This is a genomic window from Rhodobacter calidifons (genome assembly GCF_011174775.1).
GTDB lineage: Bacteria > Pseudomonadota > Alphaproteobacteria > Rhodobacterales > Rhodobacteraceae > Tabrizicola > Tabrizicola calidifons.
Map to the genome: position 1 here is coordinate 243272 of NZ_JAANHS010000001.1, position 14982 is coordinate 258253.

Annotated in this window: 16 protein-coding genes and 1 tRNA gene; 12 read left to right on the forward strand and 5 right to left on the reverse strand. The window is 68.8% G+C overall.

All coding sequences use genetic code 11. The annotated features are described in order from the left end of the window. Window positions 1–74 precede the first annotated feature (74 nt). The 5 genes from infA (at window position 75) to G8O29_RS01235 (ending at window position 2225) form a co-directional block, all read left to right on the forward strand. Window positions 75–293: a translation initiation factor IF-1 gene (gene infA / locus G8O29_RS01215; protein WP_050523081.1), complete on the forward strand. Its 219-nt coding sequence runs from the start codon at window positions 75–77 to the stop codon at window positions 291–293. 1 nt (window position 294) lies between these two features. Next, window positions 295–870: a Maf family protein gene (locus tag G8O29_RS01220; RefSeq protein WP_166401405.1), complete on the forward strand. Its 576-nt coding sequence runs from the start codon at window positions 295–297 to the stop codon at window positions 868–870. Then, on the forward strand, window positions 867–1916 hold the full coding sequence (locus G8O29_RS01225) for a ribonuclease E/G (RefSeq protein WP_166401406.1): 1050 nt from the start codon (window positions 867–869) through the stop codon (window positions 1914–1916). Before G8O29_RS01220 ends, G8O29_RS01225 begins: the two co-directional genes overlap by 4 nt. Continuing rightward, window positions 1913–2089 carry a DNA gyrase inhibitor YacG gene (locus tag G8O29_RS01230; protein WP_166401407.1) on the forward strand — a complete coding sequence of 59 codons (177 nt, stop codon included), beginning with the start codon at window positions 1913–1915 and terminating at the stop codon, window positions 2087–2089. Before G8O29_RS01225 ends, G8O29_RS01230 begins: the two co-directional genes overlap by 4 nt. 60 nt (window positions 2090–2149) lie before the next feature. Next, window positions 2150–2225 (forward strand) — tRNA-Phe (locus G8O29_RS01235). A gap of 286 nt (window positions 2226–2511) precedes the next feature. On the opposite strand, the gene G8O29_RS01240 is transcribed toward G8O29_RS01235, so the two are convergent. After that, a complete protein-coding gene (locus G8O29_RS01240) occupies window positions 2512–3438 on the reverse strand; it encodes a helix-turn-helix domain-containing protein (RefSeq protein WP_166401408.1) in 927 nt (308 codons plus the stop codon). 175 nt (window positions 3439–3613) lie between these two features. Here G8O29_RS01240 and G8O29_RS01245 point away from each other — a divergent pair, with 175 nt between their 5' ends. Beyond that, entirely contained in the window at window positions 3614–3847 is a 234-nt protein-coding gene (locus tag G8O29_RS01245; protein ID WP_166401409.1) for a hypothetical protein, read from the forward strand. 9 nt (window positions 3848–3856) lie between these two features. Continuing rightward, the gene (locus tag G8O29_RS01250) at window positions 3857–5224 is read left to right on the forward strand and encodes an alpha-glucosidase/alpha-galactosidase (protein WP_207623602.1); all 1368 of its coding nucleotides are present in this window, start codon (window positions 3857–3859) and stop codon (window positions 5222–5224) included. 147 nt (window positions 5225–5371) lie between these two features. Here G8O29_RS01250 and dacB read toward each other — a convergent pair whose 3' ends face one another. Then, complete coding sequence (dacB, locus tag G8O29_RS01255; RefSeq protein ID WP_367890113.1) at window positions 5372–6853, reverse strand: D-alanyl-D-alanine carboxypeptidase/D-alanyl-D-alanine endopeptidase; 1482 nt, start codon at window positions 6851–6853, stop codon at window positions 5372–5374. Window positions 6854–6991: 138 nt separating this feature from the next. On the opposite strand from dacB, the gene G8O29_RS01260 reads away from it, so the two are divergent. Next, window positions 6992–7867: a bifunctional helix-turn-helix transcriptional regulator/GNAT family N-acetyltransferase gene (locus tag G8O29_RS01260; RefSeq protein WP_166401410.1), complete on the forward strand. Its 876-nt coding sequence runs from the start codon at window positions 6992–6994 to the stop codon at window positions 7865–7867. A 25-nt stretch (window positions 7868–7892) separates the two neighbouring features. On the opposite strand, the gene G8O29_RS01265 is transcribed toward G8O29_RS01260, so the two are convergent. Further along, on the reverse strand, window positions 7893–8495 hold the full coding sequence (locus G8O29_RS01265; protein ID WP_166401411.1) for a nicotinate-nucleotide adenylyltransferase: 603 nt from the start codon (window positions 8493–8495) through the stop codon (window positions 7893–7895). A 126-nt stretch (window positions 8496–8621) separates the two neighbouring features. Here G8O29_RS01265 and ettA point away from each other — a divergent pair, with 126 nt between their 5' ends. The 4 genes from ettA to G8O29_RS18665 all read left to right on the forward strand — a co-directional run bounded on the left by ettA (window position 8622) and on the right by G8O29_RS18665 (window position 12773). After that, complete coding sequence (gene ettA, locus G8O29_RS01270) at window positions 8622–10277, forward strand: energy-dependent translational throttle protein EttA (protein WP_166401412.1); 1656 nt, start codon at window positions 8622–8624, stop codon at window positions 10275–10277. 514 nt (window positions 10278–10791) lie between these two features. Beyond that, on the forward strand, window positions 10792–11706 hold the full coding sequence (locus tag G8O29_RS01275; protein WP_166401413.1) for an alpha/beta hydrolase: 915 nt from the start codon (window positions 10792–10794) through the stop codon (window positions 11704–11706). A gap of 8 nt (window positions 11707–11714) precedes the next feature. Beyond that, entirely contained in the window at window positions 11715–12620 is a 906-nt protein-coding gene (locus G8O29_RS01280) for an alpha/beta fold hydrolase (protein ID WP_166401414.1), read from the forward strand. A gap of 30 nt (window positions 12621–12650) precedes the next feature. Further along, window positions 12651–12773 carry a hypothetical protein gene (locus G8O29_RS18665; protein ID WP_302848551.1) on the forward strand — a complete coding sequence of 41 codons (123 nt, stop codon included), beginning with the start codon at window positions 12651–12653 and terminating at the stop codon, window positions 12771–12773. 21 nt (window positions 12774–12794) lie between these two features. Here G8O29_RS18665 and aroA read toward each other — a convergent pair whose 3' ends face one another. After that, the gene (aroA, locus tag G8O29_RS01285) at window positions 12795–14141 is read right to left on the reverse strand and encodes a 3-phosphoshikimate 1-carboxyvinyltransferase (RefSeq protein ID WP_166401415.1); all 1347 of its coding nucleotides are present in this window, start codon (window positions 14139–14141) and stop codon (window positions 12795–12797) included. Window positions 14142–14233: 92 nt separating this feature from the next. Then, window positions 14234–14932 carry a tRNA (guanine(46)-N(7))-methyltransferase TrmB gene (trmB, locus tag G8O29_RS01290; RefSeq protein ID WP_166401416.1) on the reverse strand — a complete coding sequence of 233 codons (699 nt, stop codon included), beginning with the start codon at window positions 14930–14932 and terminating at the stop codon, window positions 14234–14236. Window positions 14933–14982: the final 50 nt, after the last annotated feature.

The window sequence follows — 14982 nt, forward strand, 5'->3', positions numbered from 1 at the left end:
GCCCTTTCGGGGGCATATCGCGCACCGGACGCCTGCGGGACATCCCCCGCGGGCCCATCTGCAATGGAGAGACCATGGCCAAGGAAGACATTCTCGAATTCCCCGGTGTCGTGAAGGAACTCCTGCCGAACGCGACATTCAGGGTCGAACTCGAGAACGGCCATGAGCTGATCGCGGTGATGGCAGGCAAGATGCGCAAGAACCGCATCCGGGTTCTGGCCGGCGACAAGGTGCAGGTCGAGATGACCCCCTACGACCTGTCGAAGGGCCGCATCAACTATCGCTTCAAGTAAATTGCGCCTCATCCTCGGATCAGGCAGCCCGCGCCGCAAGGACTTGCTGGCGCAGATGGGGATCGTGCCCGATCTGATCCTGCCCCCCGACATCGACGAGGACCCGAGGAAGGGCGAACTGCCCCGCCCCTATTGCCTGCGGCTGGCAGAGGAAAAGGCGCGTGCCGTTCCCGCCGGGCCGGAGGATGTGGTCCTCTGCGCCGATACCACCGTGGCGCTTGGCCGCCGCATCCTGGGCAAGCCTGCGGATGCGGGAGAGGCGGCGGCCTTCCTGACCGCTCTTGGCGGGCGGCGGCATCAGGTCATCACCGGGGTCGCGGTGCGGCGCGGGGACCGGGTGCTGGTGCGCGACAGCGTCAGCGTGGTGAAGATGAAGCGGCTGTCGGACGCGGAACTGAACGCCTATCTCGCCAGCGGCGAATGGCAGGGCAAGGCGGGCGGCTACGGCATCCAGGGGCTGGCGGGGGCGCTGATCCCGTGGATTTCGGGCAGCTACACCGGCATCATGGGCCTGCCGGTGGCCGAGACGGCGGCGCTGCTGACCGCCGTCGGCTATCCGGTCTGGAGGCAGGCATGAAGGGACGGCTTCTGGTTCTGGACGAGATCGCGGGCCGTCAGGCCGCCGCGCTGCTGGTGGACGGACGGCTGGAGGAGCTGGCCATCGACCCCGAAGGCGACGTGATCCTGCCCGGCGCGATCTGCCGCGCGGTGGCCGACCGTCCGGTCAAGGGCCAGGGCGGCATCTTCGTCAGGCTGCCGGGCGGCTCGGGCTTCCTGCGGCAGATTTCCGGCGTGGCCCCCGGCCAGCGGCTTCTGGTGCAGGTCACGGGGCCGGCCGAACCCGGCAAGGCGGTTCCCGTGACGACCCGGCTGCTGTTCAAGTCGCGCTTTGCCATCATCACCCCCGACGCGCCCGGCCTGAACATCAGCCGCCGCATCCGCGACGAGGACCGCCGCGCCGACCTCTCGGCGCTGGCCGAGGCCGGCATGTCTGGCGCGTCCGAAAGGCTGGGCCTGATCCTGCGGTCAGGCTGCGAGGAAGCCGAGGATCAGGCGATCACCGAGGACATCGCCGCGATGCGCAGCCTGGCCGAGGCGGTGCTGGCCGATCTGTCCGGGGACCCGGAACTGCTGGTCGATGGCCCCTCGGCGCATGATCTGGCCTTCCGCGACTGGCTGGACCCGGCGGTGGACGATGCCGACACCGATCCCGGAAGTCTCGAACGCCACGGCGTGATCGAGGCGGTCGAGGCCCTGCTTTCCCCCCGCGTCGCGCTGGAGGCGGGCGCGCACATGATGATCGAACCGACCCGCGCGCTGGTGGCGGTGGATGTGAACACCGGCCCCGACACCTCGCCCGCCGCGGCGCTGAAGGTGAACATCGCCGCCGCCCGCGACCTGCCGCGCCAGCTGCGCCTGCGGGGCCTCGGCGGGCAGGTGGTGGTGGACTTCGCGCCCATGCCGAAACGCGACCGGCATATCCTGGATCAGGTGCTGAAGGCCGCCTTCAAGACCGATGGCGAGACGAACCTTGCCGGCTGGACCACGCTTGGCCTTTACGAGCTGACGCGCAAGCGCGACCGCCTGCCCCTGGCCGAGCTTCTGCCGAAGGGCCTGCCATGAGCTGCCCGATCTGCGGCAAGCCCGCCGTGCCCGCCTACCGCCCCTTCTGCTCGCGCCGCTGCGCCGACATCGACCTTGGCCGCTGGCTGACCGAAAGCTACCGCATCCCGGCCGAAAGCGCGGACGAGGCCGAGGACCGGTCCACCGACGAGACCCCGCCAAAGGCGCATTGAGGGGCGTTTTCCCTCTGGACAGCCCCCCGGTGCTTGAGTATCACCCGCCCACCAAACGGTGCCCAGATAGCTCAGTTGGTAGAGCAGCGGATTGAAAATCCGCGTGTCGCTGGTTCGATTCCGGCTCTGGGCACCACTTGAATCAGCAGGAACAGCGTACACGTCTTCGCAGGGTTCAGGTCCTGCGTGGTCCTGTCGCACAGATCGGCTGCCGGCCAGGTTTCCCGTTCCCCTGACGGACTTGTGCCTTGGCTTCCGTGACGGCTGTGCCAGGCGCCGTGCAGCCGGTCCAGACGGCAACGCGCCCCCGGGCATGGCCTGCGTGCAGGTGAGGCAGGTCGTTCATGCCCGGACCATCCGACACCCGCAGGCGACGACCGCCGCTGCCGGGTCCGCCCTCGGCCCGGCGCGCGCGCACGAGCCTAGCGCAGGTCCATCTGGACATAGTGCTGCCGCAGCGCGGCCGGCGAAATGCCGTAGCCGGCGCGGAACTGGGCGTAGAACTGGGTGATCGAGCTGAAGCCGCATTGCTCGGCCACCTCGGAAATCGCGGTCGAGCTTTCCACCAGAAGCGCCCGCGCCCGCATCAGCCGCATCCGGTTGATGAACTGCTTCAAGGGCACCTGCATGGTCCGCGAAAACAGCGACACCGCGTAGTTTTCATGCAGGCCCGTCACCGCCGTCACCTGTGCGTTCAGCAGCGGCTTGTCCAGATTTTCCAGCACATGGCGCACCATCGCGATGACGTGGCGGACATGGGCCGAGCTCAGCGTCCGGTCGGTGCCGATCTCGTTCTGCGGCGGGCGCAGATAGTCGAAGCCTGACACCAGCGCGCGGCGGAACAGCGCGTTCAGCTCCATCTTCACGATCTCGGCCCGTTCGAAATCGCCCGAGCGATAGTCCTGATACCATTGCTGCACGAGGTTGCTGTCGCAGAGCAGTTCCGGCAGCGCCACCATCCCACGCCCGATCAGCGCGGTCTGCAAGCCCATGATGTGGCGCATCTGAAGGAAGCTGTCCAAGGGCAGGTAGATGTTGGCCAGCCGCGGCGGGGCCTCGCCCAGGGGCTGAAGCCCGGTCAGCTGGTGCGGCACCCCGGCCCAGAACAGCACCAGCCGCCGGTCCGGCACCTCCAGCTTCGTGCCGTCGAAGTCATAGGCCATGCGGACATGCGTCGCGAAGTTCAGCTCGACATGGCCGTGCCAGTGCGGCTGCGGCATCAGCTGCGGCTGGAAGATGCGGATGCCGAACCGCCCGAAGGCGCGGTTGCGCGAATAGAAATGCCGGTCGTGGTTCGGCACCGGCATCGGATTGCGCCGCCTCTGCGCCATGCTGCGGGTGCCGTCCATGCCTGCCCTCCCCTGCCGATCTTAGAAAACCGGAAAAAAATCTGACAAAGTGATATTGTTGGAAGCCCCTGACTTCCGCAAGGTTTGCTGGCCGGACGGGGAAGGAGGGAGTCCGCGACCGGCGGCCCTGTCAACGTCGATCGGCCTGGCGCAAGCACAGATCAAGGGAAGCAAGATGACGATCCGTATCCAGCGCGTCGCCCCTGCGGCGCTGCTTCCGGGGGTGTCTGCCGGGGCGGCGGTGTCCGCGCCGACCACCCCGCCGGACCGCCGCATGCCGGTCCGCCGGAGCATCGCGCCCTTGCGCAAACTCCAGCGCGAACAGGGCCCGGTTGACGCCGTGCCGGAGAACCCCTCAACCGTCCACACCCGCCGCCCGGTCAAGGCGGCCTTCGAGATTGCAGCCTGAAGGAGCATCATGCCCAAACCCGTCATCACATTCATCGGCGCCGGTTCCACCGTGTTCACCAAGAACATCGCCGGTGACATTCTGTCCCGCCCCGCGCTGGCCGAAGCCGAGATCCGGCTCATGGACATCAACCCCGAACGGCTGGAGGAATCCGAGATCATCGTCGGCAAGCTGGCCCAGACCCTTGGCGGCAAGGCGCAGGTCAAGACCTACACCGACCAGAAGCGCGCGCTGACCGGGGCGGATTTCGTCGTCGTCTGCTTCCAGATCGGCGGCTATGACCCCTGCACCATCACCGACTTCGAGGTGCCGAAGAAGTTCGGCCTGCGCCAGACCATCGCCGACACGCTGGGCATCGGCGGTATCATGCGGGGACTGCGCACCGTCCCGCATCTCTGGTCGATCTGCGACGACCTCCTCGAAGTCGCGCCGAATGCCATAATGTTGCAATATGTCAACCCGATGGCCATCAACACCTGGGCCATCGCGGCGAAATATCCGAAAATCAAACAAGTGGGCCTCTGCCATTCGGTCCAGGGCACCGCGTGGGAACTGGCCCGCGACCTCGACATCCCCGTCGAGGAGATCCGCTACCGCGCGGGCGGCATCAATCACATGGCCTTCTACCTGACCTTCGAACACCGCCAGCCGGACGGGACCTACCGCAACCTCTACCCCGACCTCATCCAGGGCTACCGCGAGGGCCGCTTCCCCAAGCCGTCGCACTGGAACCCGCGCTGCCCGAACAAGGTGCGGTATGAAATGCTGACGCGGCTGGGCTATTTCGTGACCGAGTCCTCTGAACACTTCGCCGAATACACGCCTTGGTTCATCAAGCGGGACCGCCCGGACCTGATCGAGAAATTCGGCATCCCGCTGGACGAATACCCCAAACGCTGCGTCGAACAGATCGCCCGCTGGAAGAAGGAAGCCGAGGCGCTGAAGAACGCCAACACCGTCGAGGTGAAGGAATCCCACGAATACGCCTCCGAGATCGTGAACTCGGTCGTCACCGGCGAGCCTTCGGTGATCTACGGCAACATCGGCAACCGCGGCTATATCCCGCAACTGCCCGAGGGCTGCGCGGTGGAAGTGCCGGTGCTGGTGGATGCCTCGGGCCTGCAACCGACCGTGGTGCATGACATCCCGCCGCAACTGATCGCGCTGATGCGCACGAACATCAACGTGCAGGACCTGACGGTGCAGGCGCTGCTGACGGAAAACCCCGAGCATATCTACCACGCCGCCATGCTCGACCCGCATACCGGGGCGGAACTGGACCTCGACCAGATCTGGGCGATGACCCATGACCTTCTGGCCGCGCATGGCGACTGGCTGCCGGAATGGGCGCGGGTGCCCCTGCGCAAGGCGGGCTAAACCCATGTGGCCCCGGCGCATCTGCGTAGTGGGGGGCGGGACCGCGGGGTGCCTTGTCGCCAGGGCGCCGGGCAATCGCGCCCGGCGCGGGGGGCAAGATGGCAAGAGCCCGCGCCGCAAGGCCGGGCGCGCGCCGCCATGCAAAGGTCAGGCGTAGGCCCCGGCCCAGCGGTTGATGAGCTGCCCCTGCAACCGCCGCGCGCGGGCGGTCCAGGCCTTGCCGCCCTCGGGCTCCTCGCGCAGCGCGACCGGCACGGCATCGCGCCGCCCGGGATCGCCCGTGAAGATCGCAAACACCAGTTCCCGCCCCGGCGCGGGCGGCACCACATGGCCGGCCAGCCCCGAGACGAAGTTCAGCGTCCCCGACTTGGCCAGCACCTTCACCTTGCTGCCCTTGATCGCCTCGCCCTTGTCGTCCTTCATCCCCATGTCGCGCAGGATCGGCTTCAAGCCGCGCCGCCCTGCCTCGGCCTTCTGCAACAGCGTGGCCATGGCCCGCGCCGTCACGCGCGAGCGCCCGCCAAGCCCCGAATGGTCATGCAGGTCCACCTGCACCCCGAAGGTCGCCGCGACCCAGTCCGACATCGCCCGCGCCGAGGCCTTCAGCGTCGTCAGCCGCGAGGCCGCCAGCCCCACACATTCCGCCGTCAGGTTGGTGGAAAACCGCAGCATGTCGCGCAGGACGACCGTCAGCGGCTCGCTTTCCAGCCGCCCGAGTTCGGACCCCGCAGGCAGCGCCGCCACCCGCTCGCCCGGCTCCAGCCGGATGCCCTGGGCGCGCGCCAGCGTCCGGAAGACCTCGGCCACATAGGCGCCGGGGTCGCGCACCGGCAACCAGCGGCTGCCGCCCTTGCCCAGCGCGCCGGCGGCCACCGTCCATTCCTCGACCTGTCCCGGCGCATAGGTGAACAGCGGCGCCTCGCGCTGGGCGATGGCCACCCGCACGCGGCCGACCGGCGGCAGGAACCTTTCGCCGCGCGCGTCCACCGCCACGCGCCAGTCGCTCCCCTCGCGCTTCCACTCGAAATGCACGCGGTTGAAGTTCAGGCACAGGCCGGAAATCGCGGCGTTATAGCCGACATGGTCGGGCTGGTCCTCGGCGATGCCGCGCAGGCCGGGAAGCGCGCCGTCCCAGTAGAGGAACCGACCCGTGGCCCCCTTCAGGCCCGATTGCGCCAGCCGCGCCACCAGATCGCCCAGCTGGTCGGTCTGCAAGGTCGGATCGCCGCCGCCCGCCAGCACGATGTCGCCCTGCACCATCCCGCCCTGCACCGGGCCGGTGGCCAGGACCCGCGTGACAAAGCGATGCGTGGGCCCCAGCCGGTCCAGCGCGTAAAGCGCGGTCACCGCCTTGGCCACGCTGGCCGGCGGCAGAGGCAGGTCCGGCTCGCGCGATTGCAGCACCGCGCCGCTTGCGCCGTCCATCACCACAAAGGCCACCGATCCGCCAAGCCTGGCCGCCTGGATCAGCGCCTCGGCATCGACCGGCTTCCGCGTCGCCTGCCCTGCCGCCGCCAGAGCCTTGCCCCCGCGCGCCACCGGGCGGGGCGAGCTGTCCATCACCTCTGCCACCGCCGGCAAGGCCGCGCCCGCCAGCAGCCCGGCCAGCATCATCCGCCGCGAAATCACGCCTTTTCCTCCGTTTTCCCGGTCATAACGCCTTCCCGGCCGATTCCGCCAGTCCGGGATGCAGCCGGGCCATTCGCGCTTGCGTGACGCGATTGCCTGACTATGGTCAGATGAAATACCTGACCAAGGTCTGCCATCATGCTTGACGCCGTCGCGCGCCTGCGCCGCTTCAACCGTGCCGTCACCCGCGAGGTGGGGGCGCTGGACACCTCGTTCCTGGGCCGGGGGCGGCCCTTGGGGGCGGTCCGGGTTCTGGTCATGGTGCGCCCCGAGGGGACGGATGTGGCGCTGATCCGGGATCGGCTGGGGCTGGATTCGGGTCTCATGAGCCGCTTTCTGCGCAGCCTCGAACGCGAGGGGCTGATCCAGACCGCAACCGACCCCGCCGACCGCCGCCGCCGCATCGCCCGGCTGACCCCGGCGGGCGAGGCCGAAGTTGCGGCCTATGACGCCATCGGCCAGGCCCGGGCTGCGCGTCTCCTTGCCCGTGCCGGGTCGCGCGCGGCCGAACTGGTGGCCGCGATGGACCTGATCGCCACGGTGCTGAACCGCGACCAGCTGGAGATCCGCCCCGCCGACCCCGACAGCCCCGAGGTGCTGGCCTGCTGGCAGGCCTATGTCGCCGAACTGGTCGCCCGCGTCCCCGGTGCGACGCCCGATCTCTTCCTGCTGCCCGACCCGGGTGCCGACCGCTACCGCCCGCCGCAGGGCCGCTGCCTTTTGGCCTGGTCCGACGACCTGCCGGTGGGCTGCGTGTCGCTGCGCCCGCTTGATGCCGCGACCGCCGAGGTCAAGCGGCTCTGGGTCGATGCCGCCGCCCGGGGCCAGGGCCTCGCCCGCCGCCTGATGACCGCCATCGAGGACGAGGCGCGGGCGATGGGACTGGTCGCGCTGAAGCTCGACACCAATTCCGCCCTGTCCGAGGCGATTGCGCTTTACCGCGCGACGGGCTGGCGCGTCTGCGCCCCCTACACCGGCGCGCCGGCCGATACCTGGATGGAAAAGCTTCTCTGACCGGACCCGCCCCGCGCGCGGGCCCTCACCGCCCCGCGCGCCAGCCGCCCCGCGCCCGGATTTCGCTGGACGAGGCATCGCTCATCGGCAGGTTCACGAAAGCCCAGACCGGAGGCCTGTGGCCGCGCAGGTTCTCGCCACGCGCCACCTGATGCACCCGGAACGCCCGCGCTGCCACAGACAGCCGTGCGGCCACCCCCGACCCCGGCCGCGCCAGCACCCCGACCGGCACCGCCCGCAGGATGTCGCGCCACCGCCCCCAGCGATGAAACTGCACCAGATTGTCAGCCCCCATCAGCCAGACGAACGTGACTCCGGGATAGATCGCCTTCAGCCGGTCGATCGTATCCGCCGTCGCCCGCGTGCCCAGCCGTTCTTCCAGCGCCGTGATCTTCACCCGCGGGTCCCGCATCACCGCCTTCGCCCGCGCGATCCGGTCCTTGAGCGGCGCCGGCTGGCGCGCCTTCAGCGGATTGGCCGGTGTCACCAGCCACCAGACCTGATCCAGCCCCATCCGCTTCAGCGCCTCGCGGGTGATATGCACATGCCCCTCATGCGCCGGATCGAACGACCCGCCGAGCAGCCCCACGACCATCCCCCTGGTCGCCACCGGAAACCCCTGCCGCATCGGACCCGTCCTCCCATGCGGCCGAGAAAACCCGAACCGCCCGCCCCGCACAAGCCCGGCCCCGGTTGCAGCCCCGCCCCTTCGCCGCTACATGTGCGCCAACCCCAGATCTCAGGAACCCCATCCATGGCCAGCTATCAATACGTCTATCACATGGAGAACGTCTCCAAGACCTATCCCGGCGGCAAGACCTGCTTTGAAAACATCAACCTGAACTTCCTGCCCGGCGTGAAGATCGGCGTCGTCGGCGTGAACGGCGCGGGCAAGTCGACCCTTCTGAAGATCATGGCCGGGATCGACAAGGACTTCAAAGGCGAGGCCTGGGCGGCGAAAGGGGCGAAAGTCGGCTACCTCGCGCAAGAGCCCTACCTCGACCCCGCGCTGACGGTGAAGGAAAACGTCATGCTCGGCGTCGCGGCCCAGCAGGCGATCCTCGACCGCTACAACGAACTGGCCATGAACTACTCGGACGAAACCGCCGAGGAAATGGCCCAGCTGCAAGACCAGATCGACGCCCAGAACCTGTGGGAACTCGACGCCACCGTCGGCGTCGCGATGGACGCGCTGCGCTGCCCGCCCGACGATGCCGACGTGACCACGCTGTCGGGCGGGGAACGCCGCCGCGTCGCGCTCTGCAAGCTTCTGCTTGAAAAGCCCGACATGCTGCTTCTGGACGAACCCACCAACCACCTCGACGCCGAATCCATCGCCTGGCTGCAAAAGCACCTGATCGACTACAAGGGCACGATCCTGATCGTCACCCACGACCGCTATTTCCTGGACGACATCACCGGCTGGATCCTTGAACTCGACCGCGGCCGCGGCATTCCCTACGAGGGCAACTATTCCTCCTGGCTGGAACAGAAGGCCAAGCGCATGGCCCAGGAAGCGCGCGAGGACAAGTCGCGCCAGAAGGCCCTCGAAAAGGAACTGGAATGGATCCGTTCCGGCGCCAAGGCGCGGCAGGCCAAGGGCAAGGCGCGTCTCAACCGCTATAACGAGATGGTCAGCCAGACCGTCACCGAACGCGCCACCACCGCGCAGATCATCATCCCGAACGGCGAACGTCTGGGCAACAAGGTGATCGAGGTCGAGGGCCTGAAGAAGGCGATGGGCGACAAGCTTCTGATCGAGGATCTGTCCTTCACCGTCCCCCCCGGCGCCATCGTCGGCGTCATCGGCCCGAACGGCGCGGGCAAGTCCACCTTGTTCAAGATGATCACCGGTCAGGAACAACCCGACGCCGGCACGATCAAGCTGGGCGAAACGGTAAAGCTGGCCTATGTGGACCAGTCGCGCGACGCTTTGGACCCGAACAAGAACGTGTGGGAGGAAATCTCCGGCGGGGCCGAGGTGATCCATCTGGGCGACTACGCGATGAACTCCCGCGTCTATACCGGGGCGTTCAACTTCAAGGGGACGGACCAGCAGAAGAAGGTCGGCCTGCTGTCGGGCGGCGAACGCAACCGCGTCCACCTGGCCAAGCTGTTGAAATCGGGCGGCAACGTCCTGCTGCTTGACGAACCGACCAACGACCTGGACGTCGAGACGCTTCAGGCGCTGGAAGCCGCCATCGAGGATTTCGCCGGCTGCGCGATCATCATCAGCCACGACCGCTTCTTCCTCGACCGGCTCTGCACCCACATCCTGGCCTTCGAGGGCGACGCCCATGTGGAATGGTTCGAGGGCAACTTCCAGGCCTACGAGGAAGACAAGGTCCGCCGCCTCGGCCCCGACGCGCTGGAGCCGAAGCGGGTGAAGTACAAGCGGTTCGCGCGGTAGCCCGTAGGTCGGGGCCTGCCCCGACTCCCTTGGCGCAAGTTCCGCAGGTCGGGCTTCAGCCCGACTCCGCTCCCCCCCTTTGTCATCCCCGCTTTCGCGGGGATGACAGGACACCACCATGACCGCAGGGTAAGGTTCCGCCTCACCATCCGCAGGCTGCGCATGGATTGCGCACCAGGCCATGCCCTCGGGTCGTTCCGCACTCGCGCTTCCGCTCTGGTCGCGGCGAGAACCTGTGCGGCCACTGGCGCTGCTGCTGGCAGAGCGGCGCGCCCACAAGCTGCCGGACGTCCGGCGAGGCAATTCTCCGGTGCCCGGGCCTCTCCGGGTGACTGTCGGGAAGGTCATTTCATTGCATCGGTCATGCCACCCCCCAATCCTTAACCCCACCCTAACGCCCACAGCCAACCCCTTGAAATCCCTCACCCCGCCCCAGGCGCCGCGCGCGGCGCGGCCAGCGGCCCTTCCCCTCCCCCACCCCCGCCCCTACACTCCCCTGGAAAGAGGGGAGCCCATGACCCAGCCCGACTACCAGAGCCTCATCGACGCCCCCACCTGGGCCTTCATCAAGCGCACCGAGGCCGCCTACCCCGAGGGCACCGCCACCCGCTCCATCGCCGAGCAGCGGGCGATCTACGACCGGATGTGCCGGGCCTTCGACACCCCTTACCCTGCCGGTGTGACCTCGCACGACGCCCCCCTCGCCGGCGTCCCCTGCCGCATCTACCCCGGCACGCAACCGACCGTCCTCTACCTGCACGGCGGCGGCTTCGTGGTCGGCGGCCTCCATTCCCACGACGGGATCTGCGCCGACATCCGGGGGGCCACCGGCCTGACCGTCGTCTCGGTCGACTATCGCCTGTCGCCGGAGCACCTCCACCCCGCCGCCTTCGACGACGCCTGCGCCGTGGCCCGCCACCTTGCGGCCCGGGGTCCGCTGATCCTGGTGGGCGACAGCGCCGGGGCCAATCTTGCCGCCGCCGCCTGCCACGCCCTCCGCGGCACGCCGCAGATCATGGGCCAGATCCTGATCTACCCCGGCCTCGGCGGAGATCCTTCCGCAGGCAGCTACCTCGCCCATGCGAAGGCCCCCATGCTGACCCGCGACGAGGTCCTGTTCTACCGGGACATCCGCCACGGCGGGCCTGCCCCTGACGCAGACCCCACGGTCAGCCCGCTGCGGGACACCGATTTCACCGGCCTGCCGCCAACCCTTGCGATCGCCGCCGAATGCGACCCCCTTGCGGACGACGCCCCGGCCTATGCCCGGAAGATCGCGGAAGCCGGGGGCCGCGCCCGTTCGATCACCGAGCCGGGCCTCGTCCACGGCTACCTCCGCGCCCGCCACTCCGCCCCCCGCGCGGCCGCAAGCTTTGCGCGGATCACCGCAACCCTCACCGCCTTCGCCGCCAGCCGATGGCCCTGGTAAGACCCAGGATGCGCCCCCTGGCTACTGCGGCGGCATCGGCAGCCGCGCTGCTGCTTGCGGCATGCGCCGCCCGCGACCTGCCGGCCCGCGCGCCCCTCTACCCCGTCGCGGCCGAGACGCGGGCCCGCCCGCAGACCGTGACCGTCCTTCTGCCCGGCGCGCTGACCACAGCCGGGGTCTTCGGCCCGGCGCGCGGCTGGGCCGGCCCCGACCACCTCGTCGTCGAATACCGCCTGCCCGGCATGCAGGGCGAACCGTTGCGCCCCCCGCTTGACATCGCCCGATCTGCGCAATGGGTCGCCGACCTGGCCAACCGCCACCCGGAGGCCCGAATCCAGCTTCTCGGCTATTCGACCGGCGCCGTCATCGCGTTGGAAGCCGCCGGGAGGATCCAGCACAGTGAGCGGGTCCAGGTGGTCGCCGTCGCCAGCGCCACCCCCTTTCCCGGGGCGGCGCTGGCCACGCTGCGCGGCGCGGTGCAGGTGGCTGGCGGCGCGCTGGCCATCGGTTCGCTAAACCGCCAGCGGGTCTGGGAGGAATATTTCAAGACGCTCTATCTCGGCACCGGCTGGCGCCGCTCGGCGGAAAAGCGCGAGATCGCCCGCCGGCTGGAAGAGGCGATGCGCGGCAGACTGACGACCCCGGGCGAGGGCCGGGGCCGGGCGCAATCGGCAAGCCTGCTGCTCTGGGCCCCGTCGCGCGCAGCGCTGGCGACGCAGGCCCGGATCACCTTCTATCATGGCGACCGCGACCCGGTGTTCGGCCTGGGCGCGGTGCGGCGCCTGGCGGCCAGGTTCGATGCCCGCCTCTGCGTGCTGCCCGAGGAGGGACATCTGGTGTTCCAGTCGCGCCCCGACCTGATACGCCGCATCCAGCGCCAGTTCGAAGCCCCTGCCGGCACGTCCCCATGCTAGGCGGCAGACCTGCCTGACGGAACCGCAGCGGTGGCCGAAGCGTTGCCCCGGCAGCGAAACAACCGGAGCTCTCCCATGAAAGGCGCCCTTGCCTGGCTGATCGGCATCCCGATCCCGATCATCATCGTCCTCTACCTGCTCGGCGTGTTCTGACGCCGGCCAACCGGGCCGAGGTCAGCCTCGCGCGATCTCGGCCCCAAGACCCCGCATCAGGTCCTCGAAAATCGGGAAGGAGGTCTGGATCGGCGATCCGTCGTCGATCGCGACCGGAGCCTTCGCCGCCAGCCCGCAGACCAGGAAGGACATCGCGATCCGGTGGTCGATATGGGTGGCGCAGGTCGCGCCCCCCGGCACACCGCCCGGCCCCATGCCGTGGACGATCAGCGTGTCCTCGTCCTCTTCCACGCGGACGCCGCAGGCCTCCAGCCCCCGGGCCATCGCGTCGATCCGGTCGCTTTCCTTCACCCGCAGCTCCCTGACGCCGCGCATCACCGTGCGGCCGGTGGCGAAGGCCGCGACGACCGACAGGACCGGATATTCGTCGATCATCGAGGGCGCGCGGTCCGGGGGCACCTCGATCCCCCGCATGTTGCCCGAGAACCGGACGCGCAGGTCGGCCACCGGCTCGCCCCCCTCTTCGCGCGGGTTCCGGAATTCGATGTCCGCGCCCATCTCGACCAGGGTCAGGTAAAGCCCGTTGCGGGTCAGGTTCTGGCTGACGCCGGGGACCAGGATGTCCGAGCCCTCGACGATCAGCGCAGCACAGACCGGAAAGGCCGCGCTGGAGGGGTCGCGCGGCACGGCCACGGTCTGCGGCCGCAGCTCGGGCTGGCCTTTCAGGGTGATGACATGGCCCTCGGCGGTCTTCTCGACGTGAAGCTGCGCCCCGAAGCCCAGCAGCATCCGCTCGGAATGGTCGCGGGTCGGTTCCTTCTCGATCACCACGGTCTCACCGGGCGCGTTCAGACCGGCAAGCAGCACCGCCGACTTCACCTGGGCCGAGGCCACGGGCAACGCATAGCGCACCGGGACGGGGTTCGCGGCACCGACCACGGTCATCGGCAGGCGGCCGCCCTGACGGCCATATGCGCGGGCGCCGAAGAGGCCGAGGGGTTCGGTGACGCGCCCCATCGGGCGTTTGCGCAGGCTGGCATCGCCGGTGAAGGTCGCGGTGATCGGCGTCGTCGCCATGGTGCCCATGATCAGCCGGACGCCCGTGCCGGAGTTGCCGCAGTCGATCACATCCGCCGGTTCCTGAAACCCGCCGACACCCACACCGTTCACCGTCCAGAGGCCTTCACCATGCCGGGTGACCGTCGCGCCGAAGGCCCGCATCGCCTTGGCCGTGTCCAGCACGTCCTGGCCTTCCAGAAGGCCCGAGATCTTCGTCTCGCCCACCGCCATCGCGCCGAAGATCAGCGACCGGTGCGAGATCGACTTGTCACCCGGCACAGCGGCCACGCCCGTCAGCGGCCCGGACTTGCGGGATTTCATCGGTTGCGCATCGCCATGGCCGGACATCTTCGTCTCCCTCAGGTTCCGGGATGCCTGATAGCGCAACCTTGCGACCCGCGCGACCCCGATTTCTTGCGGAAATCGGTCCGGAATTCTGCTTAGAATTCCGGTGCCCGGCGGCGGAAGGTCAGGTAATGCGGCTGGCGTCCCTCGCGCAGCGCCTTCTGCTCGTAGCGCGTCGGGATCCAGTCCTCCCAGGCCTCGCCCGCCCCCGTCTGCGCGACCAGGCTGAACCCGGCTTCGGGCACTTCCTCCAGCGTCTGCCGGACATAGTCGGGGATGTCGGTGGCGACGCGGAACTCGGCACCGGGTGCCGTGACGCGGGCCAGGGGCAGCAGGTATTCCGGCGTGACGAAGCGGCGGCGGTGGTGGCGGGCCTTCGGCCAGGGGTCGGGGTAGTTGAGGAAGACCTTGGACAGGCAGGCGTCGGGCAGGACGTCGAAAAGATCGCGCACATCGCCCGGATGCAGCCAGAGGTTCGTCACCCCCGCCCCCCGGATCTTGCCCAGAAGCATCGCGACGCCGTTCACGAAAGGCTCGGCCCCGATCAGCGTCACCTCCGGATGGCGCGCCGCCATATGCACCAGATGCTCGCCCCCGCCGAAGCCGACTTCCAGCCACAGGGGCCCCTTGGCGAAGCCCATGTCCAGGGCCGACCGGGACGGATTTTCCTCCCGCGTCACCCCGCGCAGGGTCAGCGGGCCCAGATCCTCGGCCAGATAGCCCTTCTGGCTTGCCCGCAGGGTCTTGCCCTTGATCCGGCCGTAGAAGTTGCGGCGTTGGCCCGCGTCGGTCATGTGAAAAAGCCCCGGAACTGATCCGGGGCCTTCAAACAGAGCCAGGCGAC